The following is a 16483-nucleotide window of genomic DNA, read 5'->3' as shown; positions in this document are numbered from 1 at the left end:
AGCATCCGCAGTCTTCTTCCAGCGCCACCAGATTGGCCTGTTCGATCCCTTATTGGCCGCATCTATCGTTCTGCGCCCGCGGCGCCCCGGTCATTATCGAACCGCAGCAGGTGAAGCGGGCCCCAGAAACCGCAAAACCTCAACAATAACAACTGCTTGACTGCATGGAATTCAGCATGACCAGCGCGATAGCCATCGAGCGGATCTGCATGGAATTCGGTACCCCCGGCCAAGGCCTGAAGGCCCTTGACGATGTGTCCCTGGATATCCACGCCAACGAATTCTTCACCCTCCTCGGCCCTTCCGGCTGCGGCAAGACCACCCTCCTCCGCCTCATCGCCGGCTTCGAACAGCCCAGTTCCGGCAGCATCCGCCTCTATGGCGAACGCATGGAAGGCCTGCCGCCGTTCCGCCGCCCGGTCAACACGGTGTTCCAGAGCTATGCGCTGTTCCCGCACATGAGCGTCGCCGAGAACATCGGCTTCGGCCTGGAGATGCAGGGCCGCCCGCGCAGCGAGATCGGCGCCACCGTGAGCCGCATGCTCGAGCTGGTGAAGCTGCCGGAGGTCGGCAAGCGCCGCGCCGACCAGTTGTCCGGTGGCCAGCAGCAACGCATCGCCCTGGCCCGCGCGCTGGCCAGCCGGCCCAAGGTGCTGCTGCTCGACGAGTCGCTGTCGGCGCTGGACCTGAAGCTGCGCAAGGAAATGCAGATCGAGCTGAAGCGCCTGCAGCACGAGACCGGGATCACCTTCATCTTCGTCACCCATGACCAGGAGGAAGCGCTGACCATGTCCGACCGCATCGCGGTGATGAGCAAGGGCAAGGTGCTGCAGGTCGGCACACCCAGCGACATCTACGAGGCGCCGCTGAACCGGGCGGTCGCCGACTTCATCGGCGAAACCAACTTCCTCGAGGGCCAGGCCGACGCCGACGGCGTGCGCCTGGCGGACGGCCAGCGGCTGGCCGCGACGACCCCGGGCAGCGGCGCGGTGACCCTGGCGATCCGCCCGGAGCGCACCGAACTGGCCGCCGACGGCCAGTTGGAAGGCGTGCTGGAAAACATCGTCTATGTCGGCACCGATACCGTCTACCACCTGAACGTGGCCGGCCAGCCGGGCTTCCGCGTGCGCCAGCAGAACCGCGACGGCGCACGCTGCCCGCACAGTCCGGGGGCGAAGGTGCGGGTGCGGATTCCCGCCGCCGCCATCCGGGTGCTCGCCGAATGAGCACCGCCGGGCGACCTACCGCGCAACAGTCGGCCGAACGCCGGCAGCTGCGTCGGCGCCTGCTGCTGAGCAGCCCGGCGATGCTGATGCTGGTGCTGTTCCTGGTGATCCCGCTGGGCATCATGTTCGCCGTGTCGATCCAGCAATCCGGCGACTACGGCGGAGTGAAATGGGGCCAGCACAGCCTGGAGGCCTACCTCAATTTCCTCTGGGAACGCGACCTGGACGACAGCCTGGTGTTCAACGCCGACTACCTGGGCATCTTCCAGCGCTCGTTCTGGCTGTCGCTGCTGACCACCCTCGGCTGCCTGGCACTCGGCTTCCCCACCGCGCTGTACTTGGCGTTGCAGCCGGAACGCCGGCGCAACCTGCTGCTGTTCCTGGTCACCGTGCCGTTCTGGACCAACCTGCTGGTGCGGGTCTACGCCTGGATCCTGCTGCTGCGCAACGGCGGGCTGGTGGACGCCGGCCTGCAAGGCATCGGCCTGACCGACACCGGGCTGGGGCTGCTCTATACCGACAACGCGGTGATCATCGGCCTCCTTTATACCTACCTGCCGTTCATGGTGCTGCCGATCTACACCAGCCTGGAAAAGATGGACTGGCGCCTGGTGGAGGCGGCATTCGACCTCGGCGCCAACCGCTGGAAAGCGCTGCGCCGGGTGATCGTGCCGCTGGCGATGCCGGGGATAGTCGCCGGCTGCATCCTGGTATTCATCCCGGCCCTGGGCAGCTACATCATTCCGGAATTGCTCGGCGGCGGTAAGGCGCTGATGATCGGCAACCTGATCCAGCTGCAATTCGGTACCGCGCACAACTGGCCCTTCGGCGCCGCCCTTTCGTTCGCCCTGCTGGCCTTCGTCCTGCTGGCGATGCTGATCCACAACCTGCGCTTCCGGGCCAACGCCGGCGGAGGCCAGCCATGAACGGCCGCAATCCACTCTGGACCTTCAGCGGAGTGCGCCAGGCCGCCTGGCTGTTCTTCGCCTTCCTCTACATCCCGATCCTGGTGCTGGTAGCGCTCAGCTTCAACAGCGGCCAGTCGGCGACGCTCTGGGAAAGCTTCAGCCTGAAATGGTACGCGGTGGTGGCCAACGATCCGGAAATCCTCCGCGCGGCGAAGAACTCGCTGATCGTCGCCACCCTCGCCACCCTGGCCTCGACCGTCCTGGCCACCCTCGCCGCGCTGGGCATGCGTGGTCGCGCCTTCCGCGGACAGACCCTGATGAACGGCGTGCTCGGCCTGCCGCTGCTGGTGCCGGAGATCGTCACCGCGGTGGCGACCCTGATGTTCTTCTCCTTCATCGGCCTGAAGCTGTCGTTGTTCACCATCCTCATCGCCCACATCGTGTTCTGCATCCCCTTCGCCTACCTGCCGATCCGCGCCCGCCTGGAGGGCCTGGACCCGCGCCTGGCGGAGGCCGCCGCCGACCTCTACGCCTCGCCGTGGAAGGCCTTCTGGAAAATCACCCTGCCGCTGCTGATGCCCGGCGTGCTGTCCGGGGCGATGCTCGCGTTCATCATCTCGATGGACGATTTCGTCATCACCTATTTCGTCGCCGGCGCCGGCGCAACCACCCTGCCGGTGTACATCTTCAGCTCCATCCGCATGGGCATATCCCCGAAGATCAATGCGATTTCATCGATCATCCTCATGATTTCCATCGCCTTCGTCGCCCTGTCGTACTACCTCGGCCAACGCCGCCGCTGAGAACCTGCCTCCACGAAGAAAAAACAGAAGATCGCCAGGAGTCCACCATGACCTACCGCACACCGCTCACCCTGCTCTTCGCCGCCGGTCTAGCCCTGGGCGGCCAGGCTCGCGCCGAAGGCACCCTGCACTTCGCCAACTGGTCGGACTACTACCCGCCGGAGTTGCTGAAGAAGTTCGAGAAGGACACCGGGATCAAGGCCACCCTCGACGCCTACGACAGCAACGAGACGCTGCTGGCCAAGCTCAAGGCCGGAGGCGGCGCCTACGACGTGGTGGTGCCGTCGGACAGTTTCATAGAAATATTCGTCAAGGAGGGGCTGCTGCAAAAGCTCGACAAGAGCCAGTTGCCGAGCCTGGGCAATCTGAAGGAAAACTTCCGGACCCTTGGCTTCGATCCCGGCCACGACTACAGCATTCCCTATCTCTGGGGCACCACCGGCTACAGCTACGATACGGCGAAGGTGCCGGGCGGCAGGCTGGAAGAAAGCTGGAAGCCGTTCTTCGAACCACCAGCCGAGCTGAAAGGCAAGGTGGTGGCTCTGAACTCCATCGAGGAACTGTTCATTCCCGCCACCTACTACCTCGGCATCGACGAATGCACCGAGGACGCCAGGGAAGCGCAGAAGGTCCTCGACCTGCTGCTCAGGCAAAAGCCGGCGCTGGCCATGTACAACAGCGACGGCACCATCGAGCGCATGGCCGCCGGCGAGGTCGCCATGCACCAGCAGTGGAACGGCGCCTTCCACCGCGCCCACGCCCAACGCGCCAGCCTCGAATACGTCTATCCGAAGGAAGGCATCCGGCTGTTCATCGACAACTTCGCGATTCCGCGCGACGCCAGCAACGTCAAGGAAGCCCACGTCTTCATCGACTGGATGATGCGCCCGGAGAACATCGCCGCCGCCTCCAACTTCGCCAAGTACAACAACGCCATCGTCGGCTCGGAGAAATTCATGGAGAAGGCGCTGTTCGACGACCCGGCGATCAACACCCCGCAGGACAAGCTCGACCGCCTGAAGCCGTTCAAGCTCTGCTCGCCGAAAGCCCTGGCGTTGCGCAGCAAGGTCTGGACCAAGCTTAAGAAATGATCGACGCGGCGCTGGCGGCCAGCTCGCGCCAGCGCTGGCCGGCCAGCCAGTTTGGCCATCTCGATCCCTTTTTGACCGTCTACAGGGTTCTCCCCGGCGAAACCGGATTGCTAGAGTCGAACCGCGCCCTCCTCGAGGGGTCGCCCGGAGCCGCGGAAACGGCGCCGGCAGAGCCCAAGGGAACCTCGCGACCGCGAGCTAGAAATCCAACAAGAACGCTTCCTGAGAACGCCATGAACACTATCGACGCCCCAACGCCCGTGCCCGCACACGCCGCGTGCCCTCTCGTCACTGCCATTTCCACCGACCCGACGGAAACCCCAGCGGTTTTCCACTAGCCCGTCCATTCACCCGGCGCAGGAAAGGTCCGCCCACGCGGCCGCCTGCGGGATCGATACGGCATTTCGCGAGGAGCGGAACATGGCCAGCCAACGCAACAACGGCATCCTCATCGGCGGCAAGCGCCCCGAGTACGTCCACAGCGCCCAGGGCACCGGCCTGCGGCGCATCCTCGGGCTCCCCGCCCTGGTCTTCTTCGGGCTGGTCTACATGGTTCCGCTGACCATGTTCACCACCTACGGGGTAGTCACCGAGATCACCGGCGGTCGCACCGCCAGCGCCTACCTGATCACCCTGGCGGCGATGCTCTTCACCGCCTTTTCCTACAGCTTCATGGTGAAGAAATATCCCATCGCCGGCTCGGCCTATTCCTATACCAGCCTCAGCTTCGGCCCCTGCGTCGGCTTCCTCGCCGGCTGGTCGCTGCTGCTCGACTACCTGTTCCTGCCGATGATCAACTACCTGCTCATCGGCCTGTTCCTCAACATCGCCTTCCCGATGGTGCCGGCCTGGGTCTTCGTGCTCGCGGCGATCGGCCTGGTCACCGTGCTCAACGTGATCGGCATCAGCTCGGTGGCCGGCATGAGCAACGTGATCGTCGGCGCCCAGTTCGTCTTCGCCGTGGTGTTCGTCGCCATGGCGGTCAAGCACCTGGCCGGCATCCCCTCGCTGGACCTGAGCCTGCCCTTCGTCGGCGACGGCAGCCAGCCGGGCTTCGCCCCGTTGATGGCCGGCGCGGCGGTGCTGTGCCTGTCGTTCCTCGGCTTCGACGCGGTCTCGACCCTGGCCGAGGAAACCCGCGATCCGCAACGCGACATCCCGCGCGCCATCGTCATCACCACGGTCGGCGCCGGCCTGCTGTTCACCGTGCTGGCGGTCTTCAGCCAACTGGTGTTCCCCGGCAGCGTATTCCAGGACGCCGAGTCGGCGGCCAACGAAGTGATGCTGGCGGCCGGCGGCAAGTACCTCGCCAGCTTCTTCACCGCCGCCTACGTCGCCGGCGCCGCCGGCTCGGCACTGGCCTCGCAGGCCTCGGTGTCGCGCATCCTCTACAGCATGGGCCGCGACGGCATCCTGCCGCGGCGCGTGTTCGGCAGCCTCTCGGAGCGCTTCAAGACGCCAGTGATCGCGATCCTGGTGGTCTCGGTGATTTCCCTGCTGGCGGTGGTCATCGACCTCACCACCCTGGCCTCGATGATCAGCTTCGGCGCGCTGGTGGCGTTCTCCGCGGTGAACCTGGCGGTGATCCGCAGCTACCTGCTGCTCGACGGCCGCCGCGCCCCGCGCGACCTGCTGCGCTACGGGCTGGTGCCGGCCATCGGCCTGGGCCTGACCCTGTGGCTGTGGACCAGCCTCTCGGCGCTGACCCTGGTGATCGGCCTGACCTGGTTCGCCGCCGGCCTCGCCTACCTGGCGTTGCATACCGGCGGTTTCCGCCGCAAGGCGCCGACCGTGACCTTCTCCGAACAGAACTGAGCCCGGGAGCCCGACATGCTGACCATCTACAGCGACGACCATCGCCTGCACCACGGCCGGCACGAACTGATCGGCGGCCAGTTCACCCCCTGCTTCGAAAAACCCAGCCGCGCCGACATGGTCCTCGACCGCGTGAAGGCCGTCGGCCTCGGCGAAGTCCGCGCACCGCGCGACTTCGGCCTGGAACCGATCCGCCGGGTGCACAGCGAGGGTTTCGTGCGTTTCCTGCAGAACGCCTGGCAGGACTGGCTGGCCACCGGCCGCAGCCACGACATGCTGCCGATCGCCTGGCCGACCCGGCGCCTGCGGCAGACGGAGCCGGACAACATCGACGGTCGCCTCGGCTACTACTCCTTCGACGCCGGCGCGCCGATCACCGCCGGGACCTGGCAGGCGATCACCAGTTCGGCCAACGTCGCCCTCAGCGGCCAGTCCGAACTCGCCAACGGCGCGCGCTCGGTATTTTCGCTCTGTCGCCCGCCGGGCCACCACGCCGCGGCCGACTACATGGGCGGCTATTGCTTCTTCAACAATGCCGCCATCGCCGCCCAGGCCTTCCTCGACCGGGGCGCCGGGCGGGTGGCGATCCTCGACGTCGACTACCACCATGGCAACGGCACCCAGGACATCTTCTACGACCGCGCCGATGTGCTGTTCACCTCGATCCACGGCGATCCGCGCTTCGAATACCCCTATTTCCTCGGCTACGCCGACGAGAAGGGCAACGGCGTCGGCACCGGCTACAACTTCAACTACCCACTGACGGCCGGCAGCGACTGGGCGACCTGGAGCCAGGCGCTGCAGGCGGCGATCCGGCAGATCCAGGCCTATGCGGCGGACGTCCTGATCGTTTCCCTGGGGGTGGATACCTTCAAGGAGGACCCGATTTCCCAGTTCCGCCTGGACAGCCCCGACTACCTGCGCATGGGCGAAGCCATCGGCAAGCTCGGCCTGGCCACGCTGTTCGTGATGGAGGGAGGCTACGCGGTGGAGGAAATCGGGATCAACGCGGTGAACGTGCTACAGGGTTTCGAAGGGGTTCACCGGTAAGCCCGCCCGCAACTTCGCCCGGTCGGAACGCGAAACGGCCCGCCTCCCGGAAGAGAGGCGGGCCGTTTCGATTCAGGGCCTTACTTGATCACTTCGACGAACTCGACGTCGATCTCGCGGCCGACCAGGTCGCGGTCGACTTCGCCGGTCAGCTTGACCCGGGTCTTGTCGTTGATTTCCATCGGCGGGAAGTCTTCGTCGTCGATCTCGACCTTCATGCTGCCGGTGGCGTCGCGGAACTCGTAGATGTCGCCCTTGATGCGCTTGACGATGGTGCCCTGAAGGACCACCGGGGTGTCGTCGGCAGCTTCCAGCGCGGCCTTCACCGTGGTGGTGGTCGGGGTAGCGCCCGGGCCGGTATAGCCAGCGGCCAGGGTGACGGTGGAGAACAGGCCGATGGCAGCGATGAGGGGCAGGTGACGAAGTTTCATGGGTAACGCCTCGTAGTTGGTTTCGATGGGTCCAGGCTACGAAGCCTTGCTGAAACCAGGCTTAATCGGCGCTTAAGCGAAGCTTAATCGGCATCGCTGGTGGCCAGGCGCTCGCCGCTCTTCTTGCGGAACACGTAGAACAGGTTCGGCTCGCTGACCATGTAGATGGTGCCCTCGTCGTCGATGGCCACCCCTTCGGCGCGCGGGATCTTGCTGTCCAGGCCGTTGAAGCCGCCGAGCAGGCTGATGAAGCTGACCGGCTCGCCCTTCTCGTCCAGCTCCAGCAGCAGATGCGATTCGGCCGACAGCACCAGCGTATGCCCGGTACGCGGGTCGACGCTGAGCGCCGAGACGTTGCGCATGTAAAGGTCGTCGCTCGGTAGCGCGGTCATCGCCCCGCTCAGGCTCGGCCCGCCGTCGCTCTTCCAGCTGAACAGGGTCATCGGATCGCGCTCCTTGCTCAGCAACAGACGCTGCTGGCGCGGATCCCAGGCGATGCCCTCGAAGCCCTTGTTCTTCTTGCCGATATTGCCCAGCGGGAATTCGGCCAGGCTCTTGGTGCTCAGCTCGGCGGTCTGCGGGTCGACATGGAAGATGGTCAGGGTATTGCGGCGCTCGTCGGTCACCGCGACGTTGCCGTTCTCCAGCACCGCCACGCCTTCGGGATTGCTCAGGCCGAGCAGCGGGATGGTGCGCAGCACGTCGCCGGTGAGCGACAGCTCCACCAGCAGCGGCCGCTTGCCGGTAACGGTGAACAGGGTCCTGGTTGCCGGGTTGTAGGCCAGGTCCGAGGTTTCTTCCTCCTCCAGGCCCTGCAACGGCTTGGCGTCGATCACCACCCGATAGCCCGGCAGCCAGATGCTTTCGTCGCGCTGCTGCTGGCTGGCCTGGCTTTCCTTCCACCAAAGGCCGGCGCGATCGTCCCAATGCATGACGATGGTCAGCACCACGCCGACGAGCACGACGAACGCCGGCAGCAGCCAGCGGAAACGGGGAAGCTTGGAGGCAAGGGACATGGGCGAGGCTCGACTGTTTGGCCAGGTGTTTTCTTGGGCGTCGCCATGAAAGGGCATTGCCCCCGGCCTGTCAATCGAAGCGTCGGCCAGCCGACCGACAGTCGCTTCCGCTGCCGGCGCTAGGGAAGTCGGCCGCCCCCGGCGGCCGCAGCGGTTCAGAGCACGCGGGTCTCGAAACGGCTGGCGCCCGGCAATTCGAGCAGCAACTCGTCGCCGCTGTTCAGCGGCCCGACCCCGGACGGCGTGCCGGTCAGCACCACATCGCCGGCCTGTAGCGAGAAATGCCCGGCGATGTGCTGGATCAGCGGCACGATCGGATTGAGCATGTCGCGGCTGTTGCCGTCCTGGCGCACCTCGCCGTTGATGGTCAGGCGGATGCCGATGTCGGTCGGGTCGGGAAACTGGTCGGCGTTCACGAACGGCGACAGCACGCCGGCGCCATCGAAGCTCTTTGCCAGCTCCCAGGGCAGGCCCTTTTCCTTCAGTTTCGCCTGGACCTCGCGCAAGGTCAGGTCCAGCGCCGGCGCATAGCCGGAGATCGCGTCGAGGACCTCCTCGCGGTTCGGCTTGCGCGACAGCGGCTTGCCGATCAGCACGGCGATTTCCGCCTCGTAGTGTACCGAGCCGCGCTCCTGCGGCAGGCTCAGCCCGCCGCTCACCGGCACCACGCAGGAGCCGGGCTTGATGAACAGCAGCGGCTCGGTGGGAACCGGGTTGTTCAGTTCCTTGGCGTGTTCGGCGTAGTTGCGCCCGACGCAGACCAGCTTGCCCAGGGGGAAGTGGATCGGGGTGCCGTCGATATATTGATGCTGGTAACTCATTTACCGACTCCTGAACGGGTGGAAGGGCATCCGTGGCGCCCGCCACAGACGAGAAGGGCCGGATGACCGGCCCTCTGCGTTGCGAAACCTGCTACTCGGCGAAGATCTTGCCGGGATTCATGATCCCGTTGGGGTCGAACACCGCCTTCAGTGCCTTCATATAGGCAATTTCGGTTTCCGAGCGGGTGTAGGTCAAGTAGTCGCGCTTGGTCATGCCCACGCCATGCTCGGCGGAAATCGAGCCGTTGTACTTCTCGACGGTCTCGAACACCCACTTGTTGACGGTCGCGCACCTGGCGAAGAACTCGTCCTTGCCGAGGTTTTCCGGCTTGAGGATGTTCAGGTGCAGGTTGCCGTCGCCGATGTGGCCGAACCACACCACCTCGAAGTCCGGGTAGTTGGCCTCGACGATGGCGTCGATGTCCTTGAGGAAGGCGGGCACCCGGGAAACCGTGACCGAGATGTCGTTCTTGTACGGCGTCCAGTGGGAGATGGTCTCGGAGATGTACTCGCGCAGCTTCCACAGGTTCTGCAACTGCTGCTCGCTCTGGCTCATCACCCCGTCCAGCACCCAGCCCTGCTCGACGCAGTGCTCGAAGGTGGCCAGCGCCTCGTTGGCGACTTCCTCGGTGGTCGCCTCGAACTCCAGCAGGGCGTAGAACGGGCAGTCGGTTTCGAACGCCCGTGGTACATCGCCACGGGCCAGGACCTTGGCCAGGGCCTTGTCGGAGAAGAACTCGAAGGCGGTCAGGTCGAGCTTGCTCTGGAAGGCATGCAGCACCGGCATGATCGAGTCGAAGTCGGGCGTGCCGAGGACCATAGCGGTGAGGTTCTTCGGCGTGCGCTCCAGGCGCATGGTCGCCTCGACCACGAAGCCCAGGGTACCTTCGGCGCCGATGAACAGCTGGCGCATGTCGTAGCCGGTGGCGTTCTTGATCAGGTCCTTGTTCAGCTCGAGCAGGTCGCCCTTGCCGGTGACGACCTTCATCCCGGCCACCCAGTTACGGGTCATGCCGTAGCGAATGACCTTGATCCCGCCGGCATTGGTGCCGATATTGCCGCCGATCTGGCTGGAACCGGAAGAAGCGAAGTCAACCGGGTAGTACAGGCCGTTTTCCTCGGCGAAGGTCTGCAGTTGCTTGGTAACCACGCCGGGCTGGCAGACCACGGTGCGGTCGAAGGCATTGAAGTCGAGGATCCGGTTCATGTAGTCGAAGGCCACCACGACTTCGCCGTTGGCCGCCACGGCCGCGGCGGAGAGCCCGGTACGGCCGCCCGACGGGACCAGACCGACCTTGTGCTGGTTGGCCCAGCGGACGATCGCCTGGACCTGCTCGACGCTCTTGGGGAACACGATGGCCAGCGGCGCAGGGGCGAAATGCTTGGTCCAGTCCTTGCCGTAGGCGTCCAGGGAGGCGGCGTCGTCGAGCAGCTTGCCAGGCTCGACCAGGGGCTTGAGCGATTCGATCAGGGCTTCGCGGGTCATTCGGGAACTCTCAAATGATTCATGGTCGCCCTGAGAACAACTCAGGTCGCAACCGGGCAAGGAAAAGGGAGAACATGCTAGCATACGCCCCCCGCGCTTAGTGCCTCTGGGCGCCGAGTTGCGGGTGCCGGCCAGCGCCGGCCGGACCCGCTTCGCGCAGTTCGCTTTCCAGCCACTTCCTCCGGGACAACAGGTTTACGCAGATGAGCAAGACCTCTCTCGACAAGAGCAAGATCAAGTTCCTTCTTCTCGAAGGTGTCCACCAGAACGCCGTGGACACGCTGAAGGCCGCCGGCTACACCAATATCGAGTACCTCAAGACCGCGCTTTCCGGCGATGAGCTGAAGGAAAGGATCGCCGATGCGCACTTCATCGGCATTCGCTCCCGCACCCAGCTGACCGAAGAGGTCTTCGACTGCGCGAAGAAACTGATCGCGGTCGGCTGCTTCTGCATCGGCACCAATCAGGTCGACCTCAACGCCGCTCGCGAACGCGGTATCGCCGTGTTCAACGCGCCCTACTCGAACACCCGCTCTGTGGCTGAGCTGGTACTGGCCGAGGCGATCCTGCTGCTGCGCGGCATCCCGGAAAAGAACGCTTCCTGCCATCGCGGCGGCTGGATCAAGAGCGCGGCGAACTCCTTCGAGATCCGTGGCAAGAAGCTCGGCATCGTCGGCTACGGTTCGATCGGCACCCAGCTCTCGGTACTCGCCGAGGCCCTGGGCATGCAGGTGTTCTTCTACGACACCGTGACCAAGCTGCCGCTGGGCAACGCGGTGCAGATCGGCAGCCTGCACGAGCTGCTGGGCATGTCCGACATCGTCTCGCTGCACGTTCCCGAACTGCCCTCCACCCAGTGGATGATCGGCGAGAAGGAAATCCGCGCGATGAAGAAGGGCGGCATCCTGATCAACGCCGCGCGCGGCACCGTGGTCGAGCTGGACCACCTGGCCGCCGCGATCAAGGATGAGCACCTGATCGGCGCCGCCATCGACGTGTTCCCGGTCGAGCCGAAATCCAACGACGAGGAATTCGCCAGCCCGCTGCGTGGCCTGGACCGGGTGATCCTGACCCCGCACATCGGCGGCTCCACCGCCGAGGCACAGGCCAACATCGGCCTGGAAGTGGCGGAGAAGCTGGTCAAGTACAGCGACAACGGCACCTCGGTGTCCTCGGTCAACTTCCCCGAAGTGGCCCTGCCGTCGCACCCGGGCAAGCACCGCCTGCTGCACATCCACGCCAACATCCCCGGCGTGATGAGCGAGATCAACAAGGTCTTCGCCGACAACGGCATCAACGTTTCCGGCCAATACCTGCAAACCAACGATAAGGTCGGCTACGTGGTGATCGACGTCGATGCCGAGTACTCCGACCTGGCCCTGGAGAAACTCCAGCAGGTCAACGGCACCATCCGTAGCCGCGTGCTGTTCTAAGACAGCGCCCGGCGGAAAGGAAAAGGAGGCCCAGCGGCCTCCTTTTTCGTTTCCGTCACTTGACGGTAACGGTGATCTTCTCCGACTCCACGGTCGGCTCCAGCGGCACGTGGTTCTTGTCGCCCACCAGCAGTTGCAGGGTGTGCTTGCCCGGCGGCAGGGTGATCTCGGTTTCGGTCTGGCCCTTGCCGAAGTGGCGGATGTTGTCGGTCATCGGCAGCGGCAGGTTCATCGCCGGCTGCTCCTTCAGGTCCACCAACAGGTGATGGTGGCCGGTATCCGGCATGTCGACGCCGGCCGGCGCCACGCCCATGCCTTTCAGGCCGAATTTCACGGTGAAGGTCTTGTCGACGGTTGCACCATCGGCCGGCGTGATGAAATACACTTTCGCCCCTTCGGGCGCCTTCGTCCGGGGCAGGTCGGCAGCCATCAGGCTGGCGGATGCGCCGAACATCAGGGCGGCTAGACCGAGGCAAGGCAATGTCACTCTCATGGGAGTCTCCTGTTTTCACTTCCGTTAGCACCCGGGAAACGCCACTGGACGGAATTTCCCCGGCACTCTTCGTGCCTTCCGAATCAGGGAAAGGCATCGCTGGCACAGCGATTTCCACTGCGAAGCCCGTGTTAGAGCGGCGCTCGCGCACATAATCCGGGTCAATGCCCGCAACCCCTGGAAAGACCGCATGCAACCCAGTAGGTTCGCGATTGTCCAGGACGCGGGCCCGGCTAAGCTGAACGAACAGCATAGGCCCGACCGACGTTCATTCCCACCCGAGGAGTACTACATGCGATTTCTGCCCCGCCTGCTGATGCTGGTATCCCTGGCCGCCCCGCTGGCCCATGCCGAGCTGCTCGACGACGTCCACCAGCGCGGCGCCCTGCGCATCGCCCTGGAGGGCACCTATCCGCCGTTCAACTTCAAGCAGGGCGGCAAGCTCACCGGCTTCGAGACCGAACTGGGCGAACTGCTGGCCGCCGAACTGGCGGTCAAGCCGGAATTCGTCACCACCGAATGGAGCGGCATCCTCGCCGGCCTGCAGAGCGGCAAGTACGACATCGCGCTGAACCAGGTCTCGGTGAACGAGCAGCGGCGCAAGGTCTTCGACTTCAGCGAGCCATACACCATCTCCAGCGCCCAGTTGATCGTGCGCGCCGACGAAACCCGCCAGTTCAGGTCGCTGGAAGACCTCAAGGGCCTCAAGCTCGGCGTCGGCCAGGGCACCAACTACGCCGACCTGGCGAAGTCGGTGGCCGGCGTCAACGTGCGCACCTATCCGGGCGCCCCGGAATACCTGCAGGACCTGGCCAGCAAGCGTATCGACGCGGCGCTCAACGACCGCCTGCTGATCCCCTTCGCCATCCGCGAGGCCAAGCTCCCGGTCAAGCCCGGCGCGGCGGTGGGACCGGTGGCGAACATGGCGATTCCCTACCGGAAGAACAACCCGAAGTTCGGCGAGGCGCTGAACGCGGCGCTGGAGAAGATCAAGGCCGACGGCCGCTTCGCCAAGCTCTCGGAAAAGTGGTTCGGCCTGGACGTCAGCCAGCCGCCGAAGTGAGTTCCCGCCCGAACGGGGGAAGCGGCCGCGTCCGAGGGACGCGGCCGTCGTGTTTGTCGATGGAGTGTTGAATGAATTCGCTGCAGAAATTGCTCGAATGGCTCGCCAACCTGGTCGAGCTGCTCGGGATGGCCTGGCCCTTCCTGCTCCAGGGCGCGATGTATACCGTGCTGTTCGCCGCGGTATCGATGGTCCTGGGCCTGATCCTTGGCTTCAGCGTCGCGGTGGTCCGGGTGACCAAGGTGCCGGTGGTCTCGCAGATCGCCGCGGTCTACGTCAGCGCCTTCCGCGGGACGCCACTGCTGGTGCAGATCTTCGTCCTGTACTACGGGCTGCCGAGCGTCGGCATCGAGTTCACCCCGGTCACCGCGGGCATCCTGGCGCTGACCCTGAATGTCGCGGCCTATCTCTCGGAGTCCATGCGCGGGGCGATCCTCGGCATCGACAAGGGACAATGGGAAGCCGGGCTCTCGGTCGGCCTGACCTGGGGCCAGACCCTGTGGAACATCATCACTCCGCAGGCCCTGCGCCTGGCGGTGCCGAGCCTGTCGAACAGCCTGATCAGCCTGATCAAGGACACTTCGCTGATCTCCGTGATCACCGTGACCGAGCTGATGCTGGCGACCAAGGAGGTCATCGCCGAGACCTTCCAGCCGCTGCCGCTCTATCTCGCTGCCGCCGGGATCTACTGGCTGCTTTCGGCGCTCTTCGAGCGTGTGCAGAAAGCCCTGGAGAACCGCCTGACCGCGCCGCTGCGGCGCTGAGCGTTCAGCCGCCGGCGTCGAGGCCGGCCAGGCAGACCGCGGCGCGGTCCAGCTCGTCTTCGTTGAAGACCAGCACGCCCATGCGCTTGAGGGCGGCGGCGGTCACGCCCTCGCCGGCGACCCGGCTGCCGTTGAAGCGCCCGTCGTAGTTCTCCAGGTTGCCGCAGGAAGGACTGCGCGCCTTGAGCACGGCCATCCGGATGTCATGGCGGCGGACCAGCTCCACTGCCGCCTCCGCCCCCAGCAGGAATGCTTCGCTGACATCCTCGCCGTCGACGGTGAAGACCCGGTTCAGCCGGTCCAGCACTTCGCCGCCCTGGCCGCCGGGGATCTCCGCTGGCGGGCGGGGCGTCGGCAGGCCGCCGGCGACCTCCGGGCAAAGGGCGACGATCCGCCCCTGCGCATGCCAGCGCGAGAGCAGGTCGAACGGGCCATGGCTGCCACCGTCGTAGCGCACCAGGTGGCCCAGCAGGCAACGGCTGACCAGAACCTTCTGCATGGATGCTCCACCCCTTTGACAGGCACACAGAGTAGCCTGCCGCTCACCGATGGTCACGCCCGGTAACAGTAGCCGGGAAGCACCGGGGAAACCCGCCCTCGACCCAACCGGAGTTAGGCCTCGCGGTAGCGCTCCAGCGCCCGTATGGCGGGGACCAGGGCTATTTCTTGCCGATCCTTAGGATAGAACTGCGGGCGGCCCATGGCGAACCTCCGCCGCCCCGAGCAGACTGGCTTCCCGCGCAACCGCGAAGGACCCGCCCGTCATGCTCCCGACCCGCTCGCTTCTACCGTTTTTCCTGGCCCCCGCGCTGCTCGCCAGCGCTGCCAGCCAGGCGGCCATGGAGGCCCTGGACAACGACAGTCTCAGCCAGGTCACCGGCCAGGCCGGCATCAGCCTGCGCCTGGACCTGCGCGCCGGCGCGGCCAGGGTCGCCTGGGTGGACGACGGCGGCAGCCTCTCGCTGCGCAACCTGGTGATCGACAACGGCTGCGTGAAGGTCGGCGACTGCCCGGACGGGCGCGGCGGCAACATCCCCCTGGGCGCCGCCCAGCTCGGCCTGAGCCTGCCGATCTTCGGCGTCGAGCAGCCGACCCTGGCACTGGACGTGACCACCGGCAGCGGCGGCGGGCAGCAACTGGCGATCAGCCTGCCGGACCTCGCCACCATCAACGACCAGTTGATCGCCAGCGGCCTGCCGGCGCAGCGCATCCGCCTGCGGGTGGCCAGCGACCTGTACATCGGTGACAACTCGATCGGCCGCATCGAACTGCGCGACATCACCGACCTGCGCGGCACGATCAAGGTCTGGGGTCACTGAGGCGGCGACCCCGCCGAGGGTTCAGGAAAGTTGCAGGAGGGATTCGTTGCGCCGGCGGAACCAGCCGGTCAGCGACAGCCGGTCGCGGCTGGCGGGCAGGACTTCGTGCTCGGTGCCGGCGGACATGAACACCACCAGGCTACCGCCCGTCGGCTGGATGTCCACCTGCCGCTGCGGCAGGTGCAGGCGCAGCGCGCCGCCATGCTCGGGCAACCAGGCATCGTTGAGGTAGAGAACCGCGGAGACGGTGCGTGCGTCGTCGTCGCGGAAACGATCGACATGCTTCTGGTAATAGGCGCCCGGCGGGTACAGCGCGAAGTGGCACTCGAAATCCTCGAGGCCGAGGAACAGCGAGGCGTTGAGAGCCTGGCGCAAGTTGTCCATCACCCCCAGGTATTCGTCGCAGGCCTCGGATTCTCCGGGCTCCAGCCATTGCGTGAGGTCGCCGCGGATGCCTTCGCGGATCACCTGGCCGTCGCCGCGGCCGATCGCCGCCGGGGTCAGGTCGCCCGCGACCGCACGGGTGCGGCACTCTTCGGCCAATCTGGTGGTCAGACGCTCAGGCATGAAGATGCTCTGGTGCGACCAGCCCTGGTCGACCAGTTCATCGACGATGCGATGCAGGAGTGGATGATTGACGTTGATGTGCATTGTCCATTGTAGCGTGCCGTCCCGGTGTCTCGACAAGCGGTCCGCCGCATGTCGACAATAGCGCCCCATGGACGGCACCACCCGAACGACGAGGCTTTCGCCGCCAAAGGAGT

At 65.5% G+C, this 16483-nt stretch carries 17 protein-coding genes; 10 read left to right on the top strand and 7 right to left on the bottom strand.

Annotated features, from left to right (window positions below):
* Window positions 1-176 precede the first annotated feature (176 nt).
* The 6 genes from HMPREF2914_RS28980 to aphB all read left to right on the top strand — a co-directional run bounded on the left by HMPREF2914_RS28980 (window position 177) and on the right by aphB (window position 6893).
* Window positions 177-1226, top strand: a complete 1050-nt coding sequence (locus HMPREF2914_RS28980) for an ABC transporter ATP-binding protein (protein ID WP_023092295.1) — start codon at window positions 177-179, stop codon at window positions 1224-1226.
* Window positions 1223-2152, top strand: coding sequence for an ABC transporter permease (locus HMPREF2914_RS28975; protein WP_003110577.1), 930 nt, complete (start codon window positions 1223-1225; stop codon window positions 2150-2152). Before HMPREF2914_RS28980 ends, HMPREF2914_RS28975 begins: the two co-directional genes overlap by 4 nt.
* Window positions 2149-2937, top strand: a complete 789-nt coding sequence (locus tag HMPREF2914_RS28970; RefSeq protein WP_003084366.1) for an ABC transporter permease — start codon at window positions 2149-2151, stop codon at window positions 2935-2937. The genes HMPREF2914_RS28975 and HMPREF2914_RS28970 overlap by 4 nt, the downstream gene beginning before the upstream one ends.
* A 47-nt stretch (window positions 2938-2984) precedes the next feature.
* A complete protein-coding gene (locus HMPREF2914_RS28965; protein ID WP_003084365.1) occupies window positions 2985-4028 on the top strand; it encodes an ABC transporter substrate-binding protein in 1044 nt (347 codons plus the stop codon).
* A gap of 420 nt (window positions 4029-4448) precedes the next feature.
* On the top strand, window positions 4449-5843 hold the full coding sequence (locus tag HMPREF2914_RS28960; RefSeq protein WP_023092294.1) for an APC family permease: 1395 nt from the start codon (window positions 4449-4451) through the stop codon (window positions 5841-5843).
* Window positions 5844-5858: 15 nt separating this feature from the next.
* Window positions 5859-6893 carry an acetylpolyamine amidohydrolase AphB gene (aphB, locus tag HMPREF2914_RS28955; protein WP_023092293.1) on the top strand — a complete coding sequence of 345 codons (1035 nt, stop codon included), beginning with the start codon at window positions 5859-5861 and terminating at the stop codon, window positions 6891-6893.
* Between the two features lie 80 nt (window positions 6894-6973).
* Here the strand turns inward: aphB and HMPREF2914_RS28950 are convergent, their stop codons facing one another.
* The 4 genes from HMPREF2914_RS28950 to HMPREF2914_RS28935 form a co-directional block, all read right to left on the bottom strand.
* Window positions 6974-7324, bottom strand: coding sequence for a NirD/YgiW/YdeI family stress tolerance protein (locus HMPREF2914_RS28950; RefSeq protein WP_003084357.1), 351 nt, complete (start codon window positions 7322-7324; stop codon window positions 6974-6976).
* 83 nt (window positions 7325-7407) lie between these two features.
* Window positions 7408-8397 (bottom strand): SdiA-regulated domain-containing protein, encoded by a 990-nt coding sequence (locus HMPREF2914_RS28945; protein WP_003121726.1) that lies wholly within the window; start codon window positions 8395-8397, stop codon window positions 7408-7410.
* A 98-nt stretch (window positions 8398-8495) separates the two neighbouring features.
* The gene (locus HMPREF2914_RS28940) at window positions 8496-9161 is read right to left on the bottom strand and encodes a fumarylacetoacetate hydrolase family protein (RefSeq protein ID WP_003110705.1); all 666 of its coding nucleotides are present in this window, start codon (window positions 9159-9161) and stop codon (window positions 8496-8498) included.
* A gap of 91 nt (window positions 9162-9252) precedes the next feature.
* Window positions 9253-10647: an FAD-binding oxidoreductase gene (locus HMPREF2914_RS28935; RefSeq protein ID WP_003084351.1), complete on the bottom strand. Its 1395-nt coding sequence runs from the start codon at window positions 10645-10647 to the stop codon at window positions 9253-9255.
* 203 nt (window positions 10648-10850) lie between these two features.
* Here HMPREF2914_RS28935 and serA point away from each other — a divergent pair, with 203 nt between their 5' ends.
* Window positions 10851-12080 (top strand): phosphoglycerate dehydrogenase, encoded by a 1230-nt coding sequence (serA, locus tag HMPREF2914_RS28930; RefSeq protein WP_003084348.1) that lies wholly within the window; start codon window positions 10851-10853, stop codon window positions 12078-12080.
* A 55-nt stretch (window positions 12081-12135) separates the two neighbouring features.
* Here the strand turns inward: serA and HMPREF2914_RS28925 are convergent, their stop codons facing one another.
* The gene (locus tag HMPREF2914_RS28925; RefSeq protein WP_003084345.1) at window positions 12136-12573 is read right to left on the bottom strand and encodes a DUF4399 domain-containing protein; all 438 of its coding nucleotides are present in this window, start codon (window positions 12571-12573) and stop codon (window positions 12136-12138) included.
* 292 nt (window positions 12574-12865) lie between these two features.
* Here HMPREF2914_RS28925 and HMPREF2914_RS28920 point away from each other — a divergent pair, with 292 nt between their 5' ends.
* Together HMPREF2914_RS28920 and HMPREF2914_RS28915 are read left to right on the top strand one after the other, a co-directional pair.
* Window positions 12866-13636 carry a cystine ABC transporter substrate-binding protein gene (locus tag HMPREF2914_RS28920; protein WP_009315027.1) on the top strand — a complete coding sequence of 257 codons (771 nt, stop codon included), beginning with the start codon at window positions 12866-12868 and terminating at the stop codon, window positions 13634-13636.
* Window positions 13637-13707: 71 nt separating this feature from the next.
* Window positions 13708-14400, top strand: a complete 693-nt coding sequence (locus HMPREF2914_RS28915) for an amino acid ABC transporter permease (protein WP_003084339.1) — start codon at window positions 13708-13710, stop codon at window positions 14398-14400.
* Window positions 14401-14404: 4 nt separating this feature from the next.
* Here the strand turns inward: HMPREF2914_RS28915 and HMPREF2914_RS28910 are convergent, their stop codons facing one another.
* Window positions 14405-14899, bottom strand: coding sequence for a 2-thiouracil desulfurase family protein (locus HMPREF2914_RS28910; protein ID WP_003084333.1), 495 nt, complete (start codon window positions 14897-14899; stop codon window positions 14405-14407).
* A gap of 265 nt (window positions 14900-15164) precedes the next feature.
* Here HMPREF2914_RS28910 and HMPREF2914_RS28905 point away from each other — a divergent pair, with 265 nt between their 5' ends.
* Window positions 15165-15719 (top strand): DUF6160 family protein, encoded by a 555-nt coding sequence (locus HMPREF2914_RS28905; protein WP_009315025.1) that lies wholly within the window; start codon window positions 15165-15167, stop codon window positions 15717-15719.
* A gap of 21 nt (window positions 15720-15740) precedes the next feature.
* On the opposite strand, the gene HMPREF2914_RS28900 is transcribed toward HMPREF2914_RS28905, so the two are convergent.
* Window positions 15741-16439: a 2OG-Fe(II) oxygenase gene (locus tag HMPREF2914_RS28900; protein WP_023443543.1), complete on the bottom strand. Its 699-nt coding sequence runs from the start codon at window positions 16437-16439 to the stop codon at window positions 15741-15743.
* Window positions 16440-16483 lie beyond the last annotated feature (44 nt).

The organism is Pseudomonas sp. HMSC067G02 (genome assembly GCF_001813485.1).
GTDB lineage: Bacteria > Pseudomonadota > Gammaproteobacteria > Pseudomonadales > Pseudomonadaceae > Pseudomonas > Pseudomonas aeruginosa.
Note: the sequence above shows the minus strand (reverse complement) of the source record. Positions and strands in the feature narration are given on the sequence as shown.

What these genes read in the sequence shown, in the direction of transcription:
- HMPREF2914_RS28975 (WP_003110577.1), top strand. Translation starts at nt 1,223, where the DNA reads ATGAGCACCGCCGGGCGACCTACCGCGCAACAGTCGGCCGAACGCCGG.
- HMPREF2914_RS28970 (WP_003084366.1), top strand. Translation starts at nt 2,149, where the DNA reads ATGAACGGCCGCAATCCACTCTGGACCTTCAGCGGAGTGCGCCAGGCC.
- HMPREF2914_RS28920 (WP_009315027.1), top strand. Translation starts at nt 12,866, where the DNA reads ATGCGATTTCTGCCCCGCCTGCTGATGCTGGTATCCCTGGCCGCCCCG.
- HMPREF2914_RS28905 (WP_009315025.1), top strand. Translation starts at nt 15,165, where the DNA reads ATGCTCCCGACCCGCTCGCTTCTACCGTTTTTCCTGGCCCCCGCGCTG.
- HMPREF2914_RS28950 (WP_003084357.1), bottom strand. Translation starts at nt 7,324, where the DNA reads ATGAAACTTCGTCACCTGCCCCTCATCGCTGCCATCGGCCTGTTCTCC.
- HMPREF2914_RS28960 (WP_023092294.1), top strand. Translation starts at nt 4,449, where the DNA reads ATGGCCAGCCAACGCAACAACGGCATCCTCATCGGCGGCAAGCGCCCC.
- HMPREF2914_RS28900 (WP_023443543.1), bottom strand. Translation starts at nt 16,439, where the DNA reads ATGGGGCGCTATTGTCGACATGCGGCGGACCGCTTGTCGAGACACCGG.
- HMPREF2914_RS28945 (WP_003121726.1), bottom strand. Translation starts at nt 8,397, where the DNA reads ATGCCCTTTCATGGCGACGCCCAAGAAAACACCTGGCCAAACAGTCGA.
- HMPREF2914_RS28980 (WP_023092295.1), top strand. Translation starts at nt 177, where the DNA reads ATGACCAGCGCGATAGCCATCGAGCGGATCTGCATGGAATTCGGTACC.
- serA (WP_003084348.1), top strand. Translation starts at nt 10,851, where the DNA reads ATGAGCAAGACCTCTCTCGACAAGAGCAAGATCAAGTTCCTTCTTCTC.
- HMPREF2914_RS28935 (WP_003084351.1), bottom strand. Translation starts at nt 10,647, where the DNA reads ATGACCCGCGAAGCCCTGATCGAATCGCTCAAGCCCCTGGTCGAGCCT.
- HMPREF2914_RS28910 (WP_003084333.1), bottom strand. Translation starts at nt 14,899, where the DNA reads ATGCAGAAGGTTCTGGTCAGCCGTTGCCTGCTGGGCCACCTGGTGCGC.
- HMPREF2914_RS28925 (WP_003084345.1), bottom strand. Translation starts at nt 12,573, where the DNA reads ATGAGAGTGACATTGCCTTGCCTCGGTCTAGCCGCCCTGATGTTCGGC.
- aphB (WP_023092293.1), top strand. Translation starts at nt 5,859, where the DNA reads ATGCTGACCATCTACAGCGACGACCATCGCCTGCACCACGGCCGGCAC.
- HMPREF2914_RS28940 (WP_003110705.1), bottom strand. Translation starts at nt 9,161, where the DNA reads ATGAGTTACCAGCATCAATATATCGACGGCACCCCGATCCACTTCCCC.
- HMPREF2914_RS28965 (WP_003084365.1), top strand. Translation starts at nt 2,985, where the DNA reads ATGACCTACCGCACACCGCTCACCCTGCTCTTCGCCGCCGGTCTAGCC.
- HMPREF2914_RS28915 (WP_003084339.1), top strand. Translation starts at nt 13,708, where the DNA reads ATGAATTCGCTGCAGAAATTGCTCGAATGGCTCGCCAACCTGGTCGAG.